We start from the raw sequence: 17,776 nt of genomic DNA on the forward strand, positions 1-17,776 counted from the left end.
GAATCCGGTTCTGCTCAGGGGTGTCGTCCATCACCATCTGGTTGAAGCCGGTGCCGCCGAATTCCTTGGACTTCACACCCGATAGCCGACCGTTGCTGTGCCACTGCGGACGCTGTTCCCCATTGAACAAGCGCCCGGTCACCACCGGCCGATCCGGGTCGCCGTTGAGGAAGGACACGATGACTTCCTGCCCGATGCGCGGTACCTGGATGGCACCCCAGTACTCGCCGGCATTGGGGTAACTCACCCGCATCCAGCAGGACGCTGCCTCGTTGCCAGGATTGATCCGATCCCAGCGGAACTGGACCTTGACGCGATCGAGCTGATCGGTATGGACCTCTTCTCCGACAGGCCCGACGACGATGGCGGTCTGCGGCAACATGAGCGGCTTCTGATGAGTACGTGCAGGGCGAAACGGCAGCTTGCGGCGTTGTACCTCGACGCGATTGAAGCAATGGCCGGTGTGCTCATTGCCCTCTTCGCCGATGTCCCGTTCGCGCCCGATGGACTGCTTGAACGTCTTCAGTGCAGGACTCAGGCTGCCCGGAAAGTCCAGCGCCTGATGCGACAGGGGAAGGTTGTTCTCGATGAACCAGTCGATGGCGAGTATGACGAACTGGCGTTCGCTCTGCGCTTCCTTCCGGTGCAGCGGATGCTCCTCCAGCCTGAACCAGCGTCCACAAGCCAGATTGCGCACACCTGAGACGGCAGCGTAGCGCTGCATGGAGGATTCCCACTGCTCAACTTGCAGGTCGGCCTGTCGATTGCCTTGTGCCAGCTGCGCAAAACTGTAAGCACCGGTGTACTCATACATCTCCAGCTGTGCGGGCAGTTGGCCGTATTCGGGCATCACCTGTTCTTCGGCCTCCTTCTGCATGCGAGGCGATTTGTAGTCGTCGCTGCGGCCCCGCCAGGATGTCGAGGCGAGCGTGCGGCTCGCGCTCCAATGCAGGATCTTGTCGAGCTCGTCGCGCGGGCCGGCGCGGTGGAAGGCAAGGTCTTGCTGCGGCAATCCGGGCAGGCTCCACGTATTGTCGGTGATGACCAGAACGTGGCCGCTGCCGTCTTCCCGCTGCTCGTGATGGGCGAACCAGCCTTCTTCTTCCATGAGGCGCTGGACGAAATGCCAGTCGGTTTCGTACTGGGTGCAATAGGATCGGGTAAGCGAAGGCCGCTCCAGTTCAAAGCGATACTGCCCCCGCGCCTGTGGATGGCAGTCGAAGACGTCCGCAAGAATGTCTTCGGTGGTCTTGTCCTGCCAGATGCGCGCATCCTTGCGAAAGCGCAGGAAATGCAGCCAGGACGAAAACGCAAGCTGGCAGAAGTCGATGTCGCCGTCACTGCCCAGCCGCCTTGCGCTATGCACGTAGCCATGCAGCGGCAGCGTGTGGCCCTGGTGTTGTCTGATCCATAGGGTGACGGGCTGGGCAATCAACTGCTCCAACGCTATGCCGACCTCCGTGGCCAGCACATCGATGCTGACCTCGTAGCCGTGACTCAGGCGCTCAGTGGCGATGAGCCGTTGTGGCAGCAGGATGTCGGTCCCGAGCGGCGAGTCCAGCTGGAGCAGCCGGCGATGCTGCGTCATGCGCGCTTGGGAACGAGATGAATCTTTCTGCGAGGGGGAGGGCATGCGATGCGACTTCCAGAGAGAATTTGCGCATTCCGAAACATGCCAGTGAACAAACAGGATAAAAACGCACTACCTCGTGCGAAGTGCGTACACGCTCTGCTTGAACGAAGAGGTTCCGGATGCGGCCTATGCCCGTGGACTCATCGATGCAGCAGAGGCCCCGAGCGACGAAGGCGACAGTCTCCGATGTACGAAGCGCTTTCTCAATGGAAGAAATTCTATTTTTCTCATGATTAGCATTGCTGCTTTCAGTGCGTAACAGTCAAGATAGATCGTCGCTTTTGATGAAATGACGATATGTGTTGAATGGTAACGCCCATAAAAAATCGCGCCGCTCCTAGGGAGGGCGCGATGCCTTGTACGTCAGCAAGCAAAAGACGCTTACTTTGTCCCGGTCTTGTTCCAGTCGGCCGCCTTGTCCGACGCCGCTCCCGCCACCGAGTACAGCGCGCCTGGTGCATTGCGCGTCTTCTGGAATTCTTCCAGCGACTGCCCGCGCATGGCCGCGTAGATATGCAGGTTCGATACGCCGACCACCGCGCCCAGCTTTTCCAGCAGGAAGAAGATCACGCCATAGCGGATCATGGCCTGCCAGTCGCGACGGCTGATCATGTCGCTTTCTTCCTGTGTCAGGCCGGCTTGCTCATAGGTCGCCTGCGGATCAGCCAGGAAGCGCTCACGGAACGCCGGCTGGATCAGCTGGTACAGGTAGCGGTTGATGCGGTAGCGGGTGTTGGCCGTTTCCAGCGTGAAGGGGTAGGTGCCGGCAAGCTGCTCTATCCCTTTCAGCTGGTGTGCCACGTGCTCCCGATGGCGCTGCGTTTCGGCGGCCTGCAAGGCCGTATCGACCATGACCGCCGGTTCATAGACGGCCACCGCAATACCCGTCATGGAGGGCAGGTAATACTCGCGATGCAGGCAGTTCACCCCCGCCGGCATGGCGCCGCGCATGATGAGCCACATGATGACCTCGGCACTTTCCAGTCCGCCCAGGGTCGCCAGCTCGGCATGGGTCAGGCGGGTCAGGGCTTCCGGGTCGTGCTGCAGCAGGTCCAGGAACTGGTGGTCCCACGGGGTATTGTTGAAGCCGGCGCGCTCGCCATGCACCTGATGCGACAGCCCGCCGGTGGCGACGATGACCACATCGAGGTCTTCCGGATAGCTTTCGATGGCGCGGCGCAGACCCTGGCCCAGCTTGTAGCAGCGGCGTGCGGTCGGGATCGGGAACTGCAGCACGCCGACCTGCAGCGGGATGATCTGGCCGGGCCAACCCTCCTGGTGCGGCCACAGCATCGACAAGGGCGAGAAGCACCCATGGTCCAGCGGCTTGTTCTGGAAGAAGGCCATGTCGAATTCATCGGCCATGAGCGAGCTGCCGATATGGCGCGCCAGCGCGGCATGGCCACCAACGGCGGGTAGCTTGCGGGCACCCCCGCCTTCGTCGGCGACCTGGTACTCGCTGCCCACCCCCAGGGCAAAGGCGGAGTAATGGTCGAAGAAGAAGGAGCTCACGTGGTCGTTGTAGACCACCAGCAGCACGTCCGGTTGCTTCTCTTTCAGCCATTGCTGCACCGGCTCGTAAGCCTTGAAGATGGGCGCCCAGACCGCATCGTGCTGCTTGTTTGCATCCAGCGCGAAGCCGATGGTCGGTGTGTGGGAGGTGGCGATGGCGCCGACGATGTTGGCCATGACGATTTATTCCTGTAACAGATGAATCCGATGTGATTGATGCAGCGGCTTGATCAAACCGCAGCCGCTGGACGCTGCCCCATCTGGATGAAGACGATGATCAGCGCCGCCAGCGTAGCGGGGACAGCGAGAATGGCGATGACGGCACCAAAGCCCCAGCCCATCGACAGCAGCACGCCACCGGCAAAGGAACCCAGGATGCTGCCGAAGCGGCCCACCCCCAGCATCCACGATACGCCGGTGGCACGCACCACGGTCGGATAGCAGGAGGGGGCAAAGGCGTTCAGTCCGGTCTGCGCGCCGCTCATGCAGAAGCCGGCCAGCAGCACGTAGGCCGCAAACATGCCCGACTGCACACTGCCGCAAGCCAGCAGCAGGATGAAGACGGCACCCGCGATGTAGGCCGCGGCGATGGCACGACTGGGCGACCAGCGGTCCATCAGGAAGCCTACCACCAGCGCGCCGACGGTGCCGCCCAGCTGGAACAGGGCGGTAATGCTGGCGGCCTTTTCGATGGGCAGGCCGGCATCCTTGATCAGCGTGGGCAGCCAGCCTGAGAGCAGGTAAATCACCAAGAGGCCCATGAAGTAGGTGCCCCACAGCGACAGCGTGGTCTTGCGATAGCTGTCCGAGAGCAGTACCTTGGCCGGCTGGCCACCCTTGACCGGCGGTTCACTGACGCTGAATGTCTGGTCGGCGGCGAAGCTGCCACCGCACACGCGCGCCAGGGTGCGGGCAATGCGCTGGGCAGGATAGTGGCGTACCACCATGAAACGGGCCGACTCGGGGACCAGCCACAGGTAGAAGGGCAGGCAGCACAACGGAATGGCACCGCCTACCATCAGCACGCTGCGCCAGCCGTGCTCTGGCAGCAGGGCGGCGGCCAGGAAGCCGATCAGGCCGGAACCCAGATTGAAGCCGGTGAACATGATGGCCAGCAGGGTGCTGCGCGAGCGCTCGGGGACGTATTCCGAGAGCAGGGTGGTGGCATTGGGCATGGCTGCACCGAGGCCCAGGCCGGTCAGCAAGCGCAGGGCGGAGAGCGTGACCACGTCGTGCGCGAAGGCACAAGCCAGGCTGCACACGCCGAACCAGGCCACCGCCGTCATCAGCAGCTTCTTGCGGCCATAACGGTCCGACAGCGGACCGACCAGCAATGCGCCAATGGCCAGGCCGATCGGCGCGGCACTCATGACCACGCCGAAGGCGGCGCGCGAGATGCCCCACTCTTTGGTGATGGCCGGTGCCAGGAAGCCCATGATGGCCACGTCCATACCGTCGGTGGCCACGATGAGGAAGCACAGGATCAGCAGCAGCCATTGATAGCCGGACATCTTGCGTCCGTTGATGTGCGAACGCACGTCCAGCGATTGTGCTGTATTCATTAAGTCTCCGTGATGGTGTCGATTTGTCGGGATCTGCCGGCTTGTATGCACGCGGCTTGGGGATTGCCGGTCAAGGTGCGATCAGGGCTCCTTGACTTGCCGCAAAGTGTAAGACGGGGATCAATGGCGAGTATTGCTTTCGGCTACCTGAGCGTTGCCATTTGCTAATCACGGTGGATTTCAAGCAGATCCGCGAAGCGCGCCCGCAGCGCCCTCCGGTGAGCCCCATGCCGCCTTCCGGCGTGCTTCAGTCCATGCCGGTGGCGACCGCTTCGATGGCTTCCTGCAGGGCGCTTGCGCCCGGAGACAGATGCGCTCCCTTGCGCTGCATGAGTCCGATGCGGCGTTCCATGCCACGCATGGCGAAGGGCAGGGTGGTGAGCTGGCCGGTGGCGATTTCGTGTTGCAGCTGATGGGCCGAGATCACGGTGAGCATCTCGCTGCCCACCAGCAGTCCGCGCAGCAGCGCCAGGTCGCCGGTCTCCACCGCCGGGCGGGGTGCTGGCCAGCGACTGTCGCGGAAGAATTGCTCGATGGAATCGCGCAGCGGCGTCCCGGCCCGCGAGAGCACCCAGGGATAGCCATCGAGATCGCGCAGGGACAGTTTCTTGCGGCTGGCCAGCGGGTGACCCGCGCGTGCAATCAGCGCGGCACTGTCAGCCACCAGCGGGCGCATGTCGAAGGTGTCACTGGAAAAGGCGCGCAGGGCGCCGACGATGAAATCGATACGCCCGCTCATGAGACCGGCCGCCAGCTCTTCATAGGGGCTTTCCAGCGAACGGATCTGCAGGCGCGGATGCCTGGCCAGCACGCGCGTCATTGCCTTGGGCAGCAGCTGCGAGCGCGCCAGCGGCAGGGCACCGACGGTCACTGTCCCTTGCACCACGCCATCGAGTGCGGCGATATCTTCCGGGATATGGCGCAGTTCGGCCAGGGCGCGACCAAAGCGCTCGGTCCAGCGACGCCCGGCATCGGTGGGCAGCATGCCGTGCGCGGTGCGGAAGAACAGCGCCTGTCCCAGGATACCCTCCAGCATCGACAGCGCCTGACTGACCGCCGAGGGGGAGACTTCCATCAGGCGCGCCACGCTGGGCATGTGATGCGTCTCGGCCAGCAGTGCGGCTGCCTGCAGGCGCCGCTCGTTGAACAAGGCATCGAGGCTGCCCACCGGCTTGCCGTTGCGGTCGCGCAGGCGCAGTGCATCATCGCGCACCTCGCGCAATTCGGCTTCGATGCGCTCCACCCTCAGCCGTACAGCCTCGCCGGCAGCGGTGGGCAGCATGCCACGCCCCTTGCGCTCGAACAGTTGTGTGGCCAGGCTGTGCTCCAGTGCTGCCACCGAGCGTGCTACCGCAGAGGAGGCGCGCAGCAGCGTGTCGGAGGAACGGCGTACGCCGCCGGTGGTGGCGACGACATTGAAGACGTGCAGGTGACGCAGGTTGAGCAGGGTCATGACGGGTCGTTCCAGGTCGGTTGAATTCTGAGCGCGATTAGAAAATTAGAACAGAGGAAGGGCCACAACGCAACCAAGCCGGGAGGGCGCTCACGCATACTCGGCGCCATTGTCATCAACGGTAAAGAACCTTGTCCGACCTCGACCTTCACTGCCCTGGCGAGCCTGAGGCATCCGACCTCCTGGCCATCCCCTGCACCCTGATGCGGGGCGGCACGTCGCGCGGCCCCTTCTTCGTGGCCGATGATCTGCCGCAGGACAGCGCTGCGCGGGATCGCGTGCTGCTGGCCGCACTGGGCTCGCCCGACCGGCGCCAGATCGACGGTCTGGGCGGCGCGCATCCGCTGACCAGCAAGGCCGGTATCGTCAGTCGCAGTCGCGTCACCGGCGTGGATCTGGATTTCTTGTTTGCACAGTTGCAGCCCGAGTCGGACCGGGTCGATACCACGCCCAATTGCGGCAACATGCTGGCTGCGGTGCTGCCCTTTGCCATCGAACGCGGACTCATTGCCGCCGGTCCCGAGACCACTACTGCCCGCATCCTCACGTTCAACACCGGCATGCAGTGCGACGTCACCGTCCAGACACCGGGTGGCCGCCTGCGTTACCGGGGCGATACCCGGATCGATGGCGTGCCGGGAACGGCAGCGCCGGTGCGCATCAATTTCCTTGATACCGCCGGTTCGGTGTGCCCGACGATGCTGCCCACCGGCCGCGTACTGGATCGCGTGCGCTATGCAGTGCCCGGCGGCGAGCAGCGCGAAATCGTTGCCACGCTCATCGATAACGGCATGCCCATGGTACTGGTGCGCGCGGCTGATTTCGGCCTGGCCGGTGATGAAGGTGTGGCCGTCCTCAATGCTGACGACGTCCTCAAGCAAAGGCTCGAAGCGCTGCGCCTGGCCTGTGGTCCGCTCATGGGCCTGGGCGACGTGACCGACCGGAACTATCCCAAGATGTGCCTGCTGTCGCCGCCGACGGCAGGCGGCACGGTCTCGACCCGCTGCTTCATTCCGCACGTCTGCCATGAAGCCATCGGGGTACTGGCGGCCGTTACCGTCGCCACGGCCTGCGTGCTGGAAGCGTCGGTTGCGCAAGGCCTGGTCGCCACCGGCAGCGGCTTGCAACGTACCGTCTCGGTGGAGCATCCCAGCGGCGAATTCAGCGTCGAGCTGGAGCTCGATCCGCACGACCAGCAACAGATCCTGCGTGCCGCGCTGCTGCGCACGGCGCGTCCCATCCTGCGCGGGGAAGTGCTGATTCCCGCCGAACTCCTGACAGAACATCCCTGAACCCCATGCGAGACTCTCTCATCATCGACTGCCATGGCCACTACACCACGGCCCCCAAAGCGCTGGAAGACTGGCGCAACCGGCAGATCGCCAACCTGAATACGCCCGAACTCGGTCCCAAGGTGGCCGAGCTCAAGATCAGCGATGACGAACTGCGCGAGTCCATCCAAAACAACCAGCTGCGTCTGATGCGCGAACGCGGGGCGGATCTGACCATCTTTTCGCCGCGCGCCTCCTTCATGGCGCATCACATTGGCGATCTCAACACCAGCCAGACCTGGGCGGCCATCTGCAACGAACTGTGCCATCGGGTGGCGCAACTGTTCCCGGATCACTTCATCGGCGCGGCCATGCTGCCGCAGTCGCCGGGGGCCGATATCCGCACCTCGATTGCGGAGATGGAAAAGTGCGTACGCGAATATGGTTTCGTCGGCATCAATCTCAATCCGGATCCCTCGGGCGGGCACTGGACCTCGCCGCCGCTGTCGGACCGCTCCTGGTATCCGCTCTACGAGAAGATGGTGGAGCTGGAGGTGCCGGCCATGATCCACGTGAGCACCAGCTGCAATGCCTGCTTCCACACCACCGGCGCGCATTACCTCAATGCCGATACCACCGCCTTCATGCAGTGCCTGAGCTCGGACCTGTTCAAGGATTTTCCGACGCTGAAGTTCCTGATCCCGCACGGTGGCGGTGCTGTGCCGTATCACTGGGGGCGCTTCCGTGGCCTGGCACAGGAGATGAAAAAGCCGCTGCTCGAAGAGCATCTGCTCAACAACATCTTCTTCGATACCTGCGTGTATCACCAGCCGGGCATCGACCTGCTCACGCGCGTGATCCCGGTGCAGAACGTGCTGTTCGCCTCCGAGATGATCGGCGCGGTGCGTGGCATCGATCCGCAGACCGGCCACTACTACGACGACACCAAACGCTACATCGAGGCCGCCGCACTGAGCCCCGAAGAGCGCCACCAGATCTACGAAGGCAATGCCCGTCGCGTCTATCCGCGCCTGGATGCCGCCCTCAATGCGAAAGGACTGAGCCAATGAGCATCCCCCTGATCAACCAGCTTGGCGTGGTCAAGCGCCATATCGAACGGGCCGAGGCGGGCGCCGTGCAGCAGCTTGGCCAGTTCGGCGTGGCCACCGTGCATGAGGCCCAGGGTCGTACCGGCCTGTTGAAGCCCTACCTGCGTCCCGTCTATCCCGGCACCACCATCGCGGGCACGGCCGTGACGGTGCTGCTGCACCCCGGCGACAACTGGATGATGCACGTGGTGGCCGAGCAGATCCGACCTGGCGATATCGTGGTGGCGGCCATCACGGCCGAGTGCACCGATGGCTATTTCGGCGATCTGCTGGCCACCAGCTTCATGGCGCGCGGTGCGCGGGCACTCATCATCGATGCCGGTGTGCGCGACGTGAAGGTATTGAAGGAAATGGGCTTTCCGGTGTGGAGCCGGGCCATCAGTGCCAAGGGCACCATCAAGGCCACGTTGGGATCGGTCAACGTACCGGTGATCTGCGCCGGGGCGCTGGTCAATCCGGGCGACGTGATCGTGGCCGATGACGATGGTGTGGTGGTCGTGCCCGCTGCCGACGCCACGCGCGTGGCCGGGGTGGCGCAGCAGCGCGAAGCCCTGGAAGGCGAGAAGCGTGCCCAACTGGCCGCCGGCGTACTGGGGTTGGACATGTACAAGATGCGCTTGCCGCTGGAAGCTGCCGGCCTGAAATACATCGACTGATCTTGTTTGACCCGCAGGCTGAACCTGGCAAGGAGCAGCGAGGGGAAGAACAGAGCGCCCACGCAGAAGAGGCGCACACCGATCTGAACTGACATGCGAGCTATCCGGCAGCGCGCCCTTGATGCACGCCATCGACATTGACAAGAACACTGGATCAACCAGACCGATTTACCCACAGGAGGAGATTCCTTATGCAGTTGCAACATCCCATCCGTCTCATCCCGGCAGCCCTGCTGCTGGCTGCTGCCCCCGCTGCCTTCGCGCAGAGTTCCGTCACCATCTATGGCGTAGTGGATGTTTATACGGCCTACCAGAAGAGCACCGTCGGCGGCAAGGACACCTCGCTCTGGGCCATGGGCAACAATGGACAGATGACCAGCCGTCTCGGCTTCAAGGGCGTCGAGGATCTGGGCGGCGGCTATCGCGCCAGCTTCAATCTGGAAACCGGTTTCGATCCTAGTACCGGCGGCCTGCAGAACAGCTACCGCTACTTTGACCGCCAGTCCTGGGTCGGCCTCGGCGGCGGCTTCGGCGAAGTGCGCGTGGGGCGGCAGAACAGCGTCATGTTCCTCTACTCGGGCAATATGGATGCGTTCGGTGCGGCCACCTATGGCTCGGCCTACAACAACTTCGCCAACTGGCTGGCGCGGGTGGACAACGACATCAGCTACATCTCGCCCAAGTTTGCCAATACCACGCTGGAGCTGCATTACTCGGTCGGCGAGCGCGCCGGCAGCACCGCCGGCAATGCGGTCTACCAGATCGGCATGCAGACCCAGCAGGGGCCGCTCTACGTGGCCAGCGCCTATCTCAACGCCAACAACGCCACCAACACCAACAGCGTGAAACAGTTCATGCTGGGCGGCAATGTTGAGTACGGCAGCGGCAAGGTTTACCTGGCCTTCTTCCGCACCAATGAAGTGATCTCGGCCACCACCGGCAATGTCTTCACCAATCCGGCTGGCAAGTACGATCCGACCGGTGCCGTGGTCGGCAATACGGCGGGCGACTATCACAACACCTACAGCCTCTCGGCCGACTACCGCATCAATGCGCAGACCACCGTCGGTGCAGGCGGCGGCTATGTCAAGGACAGTTCGCGCTACAACAACAACGCGCGCCAGTTCAGCCTGATCGTGAACTACGACCTCTCCAAACGCACGCGGCTGTATGCGGTGGCCTCACGCCTGATCAACCAGAATACCGCCGCCTATCGCATGACCGGTGCCAGCTTCACGGCCAGCCAGGCCTTGAGCCCGGATGCAGGTGCCAGCGAGACCGGCGTGCAATTCGGGATCCGGCATACCTTCTGAGGACCGTCGTTCTCAGTCCGAAGGCATGGCGTAGGCCGCGAGGAAGGTCTCTACCGCGCGGCCTACCATGCGCTTCATGCGCGGCCGCGAGATGCTGGTTTCCAGTCCCAGCATCATCGGCTTGACCGTCTCGCAATCGAGCAGGGCGCACAACTGCTGGGTCGCCAGCATGGGGTCGGCCGGTCGCAGGCGACCGGCTGCCATCTGCTTCTTCAGGAAGGCGGCGATGCGCTCCATCCCCATCTTCGGTCCCTCTTCGTGGAAGCGTCGGCCGATGTCACTGCGGCCGGCTTCGGCCACGATCATGCGGTGCGTCTGCAAGGTGCTCTCCTGGCACAGGAAACTCACCGCCTTCTCGCCAAAGACCTGCAAGGTCTTCGCCAGATCGTCCACCTCCTGGTCCAGTGCGGCCAGGGCAGGCTCCATCTGCTTCTTGGCCTCGCCGTGGGTCACCGCCACGAACAGCTCCTCCTTCGACTTGAAGTAGCCATACAGCGTGGCCTTTGAGCCACCGATGCGGGCCGAGATCTCGGCCATGGACGCACCCTCGAAACCCATCTCCTTGAAGACGTCGGCCGCCACGGCCAGGATGGCCTCGCGCCGGGCAGGGGTCTTGACTCTCATTGCTGGTCTCCGTGATTTCTTTACAAGTGTCTTTTTCGTACAGATGTGTTCAGTATTGCTTGACCGGGAAAGAACTGTCAATTAATAATACTGTACAGTTCGGTATCGTTATAAAAATCTTCCTTCTTTTCCGGAGAGTCCTTCATGCGCACCCCACCCCTACTACGGCCCGTCGCTGCACTGGCCATCCTCAGTGTTCTCAGTGCCTGCGGCAAGCCGCCGGGCGGGCCGCCACCGGCAGCGGGCACGCCCGTGCTGGGGGTGATGACGGTGCATGCGCAACCGGTGGAACTGCACACGGAACTGCCGGGGCGGACCTCGCCCTACCAGATCGCCGACGTACGGCCGCAGGTCAACGGCATCATCAAGACCCGCAGCTTCCGTGAGGGCAGTGACGTCAAGGCGGGCCAGGTGCTGTACCAGATCAATCCGGCCAGCTATCAGGCCGCCTATGACAGCAGCGTGGCGGCGCTGGCCAAGGCCGAGGCGAGCGTGAAGACGGCGCGCCTGAAGGCCAGCCGCTACAAGGAGCTGGTGGCCATCAGGGCGGTCAGCCAGCAGGATTACGATGACGCCGTCGCTTCGCTCGGCGAAGCCGAGGCCGATGTGGGTTCGGCCCGCGCCAACGTGCAGACCAGCCGCATCAACCTCGATTACGCCAGAGTCGACGCGCCCATCTCCGGGCGCATCGGCAAGTCCAGCGTGACCCCGGGTGCGCTGGTGACTGCCAACCAGACCACGGCGCTGACCACCATCCAGCAACTCGATCCGATCTACGTCGACGTCACCCAGTCCAGTACCACCTGGCTCAACCTGAAGGAAGCGCTGGCCAATGGCCAGCTGCAGAAGTCGGGCAATGGCGCCAAGGTCAGGCTGGTGCTGGAGAATGGCCGCACCTATGCGCAGGAGGGGACGTTGCAGTTCTCGGACGTGACGGTCAACCAGGACACGGGGGCCATCACCCTGCGCGCGGTGTTCCCCAATCCGAAGACCGATCTGCTGCCGGGCATGTATGTGCGCGCCGTACTGGAGGAGGGGGTGCGCCAGCAGGGCCTGCTGGTGCCGCAGCAGGCAGTCAGTCGCGATGGTGCCGGCAAGCCGGTGGCCTTCGTGGTCAATGCAGCGGGCGTGGTGGAACAGCGCGCCCTGGTGACTGATCGCGCCATCGGCAGCCAGTGGCTGGTCAGCAGCGGTCTCAAGGAGGGCGACCAGCTGGTGGTCGATGGCCTGCAGCGCGCCACCCCGGGGGCCAAGGTGAACGTGGTGCCGTGGTCGCCCAAGGCCACGGTGGCCACGGCCAGCGGCACCGGCACCCACACCAACTGAAAGGCGGGAACAGATCATGGCTCGCTTCTTCATTGACCGCCCCATCTTCGCCTGGGTCCTCGCCATCATCGTCATGCTGGCCGGCGCCATTTCGGTACTGACCCTGCCGATTGCGCAGTACCCGGCCATCGCGCCACCGGCCATCGCCATCACTGCCAACTATCCGGGGGCGTCGGCCAAGACGCTGGAAGATACCGTGACCCAGATCATCGAGCAGAAGATGAAGGGGCTGGATCGTCTCAGCTACATGGCCTCCACCAGTGAATCGTCCGGCACGGTGACCATTACGCTGACCTTCGAGAACGGTACCAATCCGGATACGGCCCAGGTGCAGGTACAGAACAAGCTCTCGCTGGCCACGCCCCTGCTGCCCTCGGAAGTCCAGCAGCAGGGCATCACGGTGACCAAGTCGGCCACCAACTTCCTCAACGTGCTGGCCTTTACCTCGGAAGATGGCAGCATGAGCGGCTCGGACCTGTCGGACTACGTCGCGGCCAACATTCAGGATCCGATCAGTCGGGTCGAAGGGGTGGGCGATACCACGCTCTTCGGTTCGCAATATGCCATGCGCATCTGGCTCGATCCCGACAAGCTCAACAGCTACAGCCTGACGCCGCTGGACGTGAAGAACGCCATCCAGGCGCAGAACGTACAGGTGTCTTCCGGTCAGCTGGGCGGCTTGCCGGCCGCCGAGAACCAGCAGATCAACGCCACCATCACGGCCCAGACCCGCCTGCGCACGGCCGAGCAGTTCCGCAACATCGTGCTGCGCACGCTTACCGGCGGGGCCCAGGTCAAGCTGGCCGACGTGGCCCGCATCGAACTGGGCAGCGAAAGCTACACCTCGGTGGGTCGCTACAACGGCAAGCCCGCCGCCGGCCTGGCCATCAAGCTGGCCACCGGCGCCAATGCGCTCGATACCGTCAAGGCCATCGATGCGCGCGTGGCCCAGCTGGAGAAGTTCTTCCCCGCCGGGATGAAGGTGCAGAAGCCCTATGACACCACGCCCTTCGTGCGCATCTCCATCGAGGAAGTGGTGCGGACCCTGATCGAGGCGGTGGTGCTGGTGTTCCTGGTGATGTACCTGTTCCTGCAGAACTTCCGCGCCACGCTGATCCCGACCATCGCCGTGCCGGTGGTGTTGCTGGGAACCTTCGGCGTGCTGGCCGTGTTCGGCTTCACCATCAATACCCTGACCATGTTTGCCATGGTGCTGGCCATCGGTCTGCTGGTGGACGATGCCATCGTGGTGGTGGAGAACGTCGAACGGGTGATGTCCGAGGAGGGCTTGCCGCCCAAGGAGGCCACCCGCAAGTCCATGGGCCAGATCAGTGGTGCCCTGGTCGGGGTGGCGCTGGTGCTGGCGGCGGTGTTCGTGCCGATGGCCTTCTTCAGCGGTTCCACCGGGGTGATCTATCGCCAGTTCTCCATCACCATCGTCTCGGCCATGACGCTGTCGGTACTGGTGGCGCTGGTGTTGACGCCGGCCCTGTGCGCCACGCTGCTCAAGCCTGCGGCCAAGGGGCATGCGCTGGCGAGCACCGGTTTCTTCGGCTGGTTCAACCGACAGTTCGATCGCGGCAACCTGCGCTATCAGGGCATCGTGCGCCACATGCTGGGTCGTGGCTGGCGCTACATGGCGGCCTATGCGGTGCTGCTGGCACTGGTGGTGACCGGCTTCATGAAGTTACCGGTGGGCTTCCTCCCGGATGAAGACCAGGGCACGCTGTTTGCGATCCTGCAGTTGCCCTCCGGCGCCACCAAGGCGCGTACCGACGAAGTGATCCGGCAGGTCGAGCATCATTTCCTGGTAGACCAGAAGGATGCGGTATCGGGCATCTTTGCCGTCTCCGGATTCAGCTTCGCCGGTAGCGGGCAGAACATGGGCTTTGCCTTCATCAAGCTCAAGCCCTGGGATGAGCGCAAGGGCCCGGGGCTCTCGGTGACCGACGTGGCAGCCAAGGCCGGTGCCGCCTTCGCCCGCATCCGCGATGCCCGCGTGTTTGCCTTCGCCCCGCCGGCGGTGTCCGAGCTGGGCAATGCCACCGGTTTCGACCTGATGTTGAAGGATGAAGCCAACCTCGGCCATGCTGCCCTGATGCAGGCCCGCAACCAGTTGCTCGGCATCCTGTCGCAGGACAAGCGTCTGGTGGCGGTGCGCCCCAACGGGCTGGAAGATACGCCGGAATTCCGCCTCCATGTCGACACCGACAAGGCCGGTGCGTTGGGGGTGTCCATGTCCGACATCAATGACACCATCGCCACCGCCTGGGGCAGCAGCTACGTCAATGACTTCATCGACAAGGGCCGCGTGAAGAAGGTGATGCTGCAGGCCGATGCGCAGTACCGCATGCTGCCTTCGGACCTGGACCGCTGGTATGTGCGCAACAGCGCCGGCACCATGGTTCCGTTCAGTGCCTTCTCCACGGCCAGCTGGGCCTCCGGCTCGCCGCGCCTGGAACGCTACAACGGCGTGCCGTCCATGGAGATCCTCGGCATGGCCCTGCCGGGCGCGGCCTCCAGCGGTCAGGCCATGGCCATCGTGGAAGCGGCCCTGGCCAAGATGCCGCCCGGCATCGGCTATGAATGGACCGGACTGTCCTTGCAGGAAAAGGCTTCCAGCGGCAAGACCGGCATCCTCTACTCGATCTCGATCCTGATCGTGTTCCTGGCGCTGGCGGCGCTCTACGAGAGCTGGGCGGTGCCGTTCTCGGTGATCATGGTGGTGCCGCTGGGCGTGTTCGGCGCATTGCTGGGCGCGATCCTGACCTGGAAGATGAATGACGTCTATTTCCAGGTAGGTCTCCTGACCACCATCGGCCTGGCCTGCAAGAACGCCATCCTGATCGTGGAGTTCGCCAAGGATCTCTACGAGCACGGCAAGAGCCTGGTGGAAGCCACCATGGAAGCGGTGCGCATGCGTCTGCGTCCTATCCTCATGACCTCGCTGGCCTTCATCCTCGGCGTGCTGCCGCTGGTACTGGGCAGTGGTGCCGGCGCCGGTGCCCAGCATGCGCTGGGGACGGCGGTGATCGGCGGCATGCTCTCGGGCACGGTGCTGGCGATCTTCTTCGTGCCGCTGTTCTTCGTGATCATCATGAAGCTGTTCGCCCGCAAGCCGTCTTCCGCGCCGCAAGGCCAACCCGCGATTTCTCCGGAGCACTGACATGAATTCCTTTCCGACCACCCGCGCCGCGCAACGCCCCCGTCTCCTGATGACGCCGCTGCTGCTGGCCACGCTGCTGGGCGGCTGCACCCTGATGCCGGACTACCAGCGTCCCGCCGCGCCCGTCGCCAGCCGCTTTGCGGGCGACCACAGTGCAGCGCCCGCCAGCACCACGCCGGCGACGGCCGTTTCTGATATCGGCTGGCGTGATGTTTTCACCGATCCGACATTGCAGGAAGTGATAAGTCTGAGTCTGGCCAACAATCGTGACCTGCGCGTGGCCGTGCTCAACATCGAAAAGGCGCGCGCCCAGTATGGCGTGGAGCGTGCCGCACTGTTCCCGACCATCAACGCCGCCACCAGCGAATCGGCCAGCCGCACGCCGGCCGACCTGTCGACCACCGGCCGTGCGCTGACCTCACGCAGCTATACCGCCACGCTGGGTTTGAGCGCCTATGAACTGGACCTGTTCGGACGCGTGCGCAGCCTCAAGGAACAGGCGCTGCAATCCTTCCTCTCCACCGCCGAAGCCAGGCGCAGTACCCAGATCAGCCTGATCGCCGAAGTGGCCACGGCCTGGCTGACCCTGGCCTCCGACCAAGATCGCCTGCGCCTGGCCAGGGACACGCTGGCCAGCCAGAGCAGCAGTTATGCGCTCACGCAGCGCAGCTTCGAGCTGGGCTCGGCCTCGGCACTGACCTTGCGCCAGGCGCAGACCAGCGTGGAAAGTGCGCGTGTGGATGTGGAGAGCTACACCGCCCAGGTCGATCAGGACCGCAATGCCCTGGTGCTGCTGGTGGGCAAAGACCTGCCGGACCGATTGTTGCCGCAGGGCCTGCCGGATACCGCCCTGGCCGCCGCCAGTCCGCTGGCGAGCATTCCGCCCGGGCTGCCCTCGGAACTGCTGCAGCGCCGCGCCGACATCGTCGAGGCCGAGCGCTCCCTGCGCGCGGCCAACGCCAATATCGGCGCGGCGCGTGCGGCCTTCTATCCCAGCATCAGCCTGACCGCCGATGCGGGAACGGCCAGCGCGCGGCTGGCCGGCTTGTTCAAGGGCGGCTCGGGTTCGTGGAGTTTCGTGCCGCAGATTTCCTTGCCGATCTTCGATGGCGGCGCCAATCAGGCCAATCTGGATATCGCCACCATCAGCCGCGACATCAGCGTGGCCCAGTACGAGAAGGCCATCCAGACCGCCTTCCAGGAAGTCTCGGACGCGCTGGCCCAGCGCAATACCCTGGGCCGCCAGCTCAAGGCCCAGGAGGATCTGGTGGAAGCCAGCGACGCCTCGTATCACCTCTCGCAGGCACGCCTGAACAGTGGTGTGGATAGCTACCTGGACGTGCTCGATTCGCAGCGCACGTTGTATTCGGCACAGAAGACCCTGATCGGTACGCGTCTGTCGCGCTGGACCAACCTGGTGACCTTCTACAAGGCGCTGGGCGGCGGCTGGGTGGAACGCACCGGCACCCCCGTGGCGAGCGATCCGGCCACCGCCGCGCCATGAGCCCGCGCGCCGACAAGACCCGCGCCATCCTGCTCGACGCGGCACTGGCCGCCTTTGCCCGGCGCGGGGTGCGCGCCACCACGCTGGAGCACGTAGCCGCCAGCGCCGCCTTTACGCGCGGGGCCGTGTATTGGCACTTTCCGGACAAGGTGGCGCTGGTCAAGGCGGTCTTCGATGAGCTGGTCTGGCCGTTCGATATCGGTCCCGAACTGGCGGTCTATCGCCAGAGCGAGCAGCCGCTGATGTTGTTGCGCGAAGTACTGTGGTTCAAGCTGCTCGATTTCCTGCGCAATGTGCGCCAGCGTCGGCGCATGGAGGTGGTGCTGCGCTATCGCGGCACGCCCGAGCTGCCCGAGGAACTGGGCGAGCGCATCGAGTCACTGAGCCTGCGCGCCTTGCAGCATCTCACCGCCGTTCTCAATATCGCCTATGAGCGTGGCCAGTTGCGGCGCGGGCTGACCCCCATCGACGTGGCACGTTGCCTGGTGGCGGCCTGCATGGGCGTCATCGCCGAGCACATGGAAGATCCGCAGGCGCGCCTGGAACATTCCTTTCACCTGGCGCCGCTGCTGGTCCTGCAAGGTGCCGGCGCGCTGCTGGAGGAAGACGCCTAGGGGCTGCTGACATTGAATCGCTCCCGCAGATTG

At 64.0% G+C, this 17,776-nt stretch carries 13 protein-coding genes; 8 read left to right on the forward strand and 5 right to left on the reverse strand.

The window, feature by feature from the left end:
• The 4 genes from HNO82_RS16540 to HNO82_RS16555 all read right to left on the reverse strand — a co-directional run.
• Positions 1-1,588: type VI secretion system Vgr family protein (locus tag HNO82_RS16540; protein WP_249777029.1), on the reverse strand; the 1,588-nt coding region annotated here is incomplete at its 3' end.
• A 426-nt stretch (positions 1,589-2,014) separates the two neighbouring features.
• Positions 2,015-3,322 (reverse strand): gallate dioxygenase, encoded by a 1,308-nt coding sequence (locus HNO82_RS16545; RefSeq protein WP_175344461.1) that lies wholly within the window; start codon positions 3,320-3,322, stop codon positions 2,015-2,017.
• A 53-nt stretch (positions 3,323-3,375) separates the two neighbouring features.
• The gene (locus HNO82_RS16550; protein ID WP_175344462.1) at positions 3,376-4,707 is read right to left on the reverse strand and encodes an MFS transporter; all 1,332 of its coding nucleotides are present in this window, start codon (positions 4,705-4,707) and stop codon (positions 3,376-3,378) included.
• Between the two features lie 247 nt (positions 4,708-4,954).
• Positions 4,955-6,160, reverse strand: coding sequence for a LysR family transcriptional regulator (locus HNO82_RS16555; protein ID WP_175344463.1), 1,206 nt, complete (start codon positions 6,158-6,160; stop codon positions 4,955-4,957).
• A 131-nt stretch (positions 6,161-6,291) separates the two neighbouring features.
• Between HNO82_RS16555 and HNO82_RS16560 the strand changes: the two genes are divergently transcribed.
• The 4 genes from HNO82_RS16560 (at position 6,292) to HNO82_RS16575 (ending at position 10,509) form a co-directional block, all read left to right on the forward strand.
• Entirely contained in the window at positions 6,292-7,452 is a 1,161-nt protein-coding gene (locus HNO82_RS16560; protein ID WP_283810196.1) for a 4-oxalomesaconate tautomerase, read from the forward strand.
• Between the two features lie 5 nt (positions 7,453-7,457).
• Positions 7,458-8,501 carry an amidohydrolase family protein gene (locus HNO82_RS16565; protein WP_175344464.1) on the forward strand — a complete coding sequence of 348 codons (1,044 nt, stop codon included), beginning with the start codon at positions 7,458-7,460 and terminating at the stop codon, positions 8,499-8,501.
• An 11-nt stretch (positions 8,502-8,512) separates the two neighbouring features.
• A complete protein-coding gene (gene ligK / locus HNO82_RS16570; RefSeq protein ID WP_175344508.1) occupies positions 8,513-9,196 on the forward strand; it encodes a 4-carboxy-4-hydroxy-2-oxoadipate aldolase/oxaloacetate decarboxylase in 684 nt (227 codons plus the stop codon).
• A 191-nt stretch (positions 9,197-9,387) separates the two neighbouring features.
• Positions 9,388-10,509: a porin gene (locus tag HNO82_RS16575; protein ID WP_175344465.1), complete on the forward strand. Its 1,122-nt coding sequence runs from the start codon at positions 9,388-9,390 to the stop codon at positions 10,507-10,509.
• A gap of 12 nt (positions 10,510-10,521) precedes the next feature.
• Here HNO82_RS16575 and HNO82_RS16580 read toward each other — a convergent pair whose 3' ends face one another.
• On the reverse strand, positions 10,522-11,133 hold the full coding sequence (locus HNO82_RS16580) for a TetR/AcrR family transcriptional regulator (RefSeq protein WP_175344466.1): 612 nt from the start codon (positions 11,131-11,133) through the stop codon (positions 10,522-10,524).
• Positions 11,134-11,277: 144 nt separating this feature from the next.
• Here HNO82_RS16580 and HNO82_RS16585 point away from each other — a divergent pair, with 144 nt between their 5' ends.
• From HNO82_RS16585 to HNO82_RS16600, 4 genes are read left to right on the forward strand one after another with little or no spacing between them, the layout of a single operon-like run.
• The gene (locus tag HNO82_RS16585; RefSeq protein WP_008326772.1) at positions 11,278-12,459 is read left to right on the forward strand and encodes an efflux RND transporter periplasmic adaptor subunit; all 1,182 of its coding nucleotides are present in this window, start codon (positions 11,278-11,280) and stop codon (positions 12,457-12,459) included.
• Between the two features lie 16 nt (positions 12,460-12,475).
• Positions 12,476-15,625, forward strand: coding sequence for an efflux RND transporter permease subunit (locus tag HNO82_RS16590; protein WP_175344467.1), 3,150 nt, complete (start codon positions 12,476-12,478; stop codon positions 15,623-15,625).
• 1 nt (position 15,626) lies between these two features.
• Entirely contained in the window at positions 15,627-17,129 is a 1,503-nt protein-coding gene (adeC, locus tag HNO82_RS16595; protein WP_283810197.1) for an AdeC/AdeK/OprM family multidrug efflux complex outer membrane factor, read from the forward strand.
• Positions 17,126-17,743, forward strand: coding sequence for a TetR family transcriptional regulator (locus HNO82_RS16600; protein WP_008326775.1), 618 nt, complete (start codon positions 17,126-17,128; stop codon positions 17,741-17,743). The genes adeC and HNO82_RS16600 overlap by 4 nt, the downstream gene beginning before the upstream one ends.
• Positions 17,744-17,776: the final 33 nt, after the last annotated feature.

Origin of the sequence: Herbaspirillum sp. C9C3 (assembly GCF_013359625.1) — a bacterium.
Classification (GTDB): domain Bacteria; phylum Pseudomonadota; class Gammaproteobacteria; order Burkholderiales; family Burkholderiaceae_D; genus Herbaspirillum.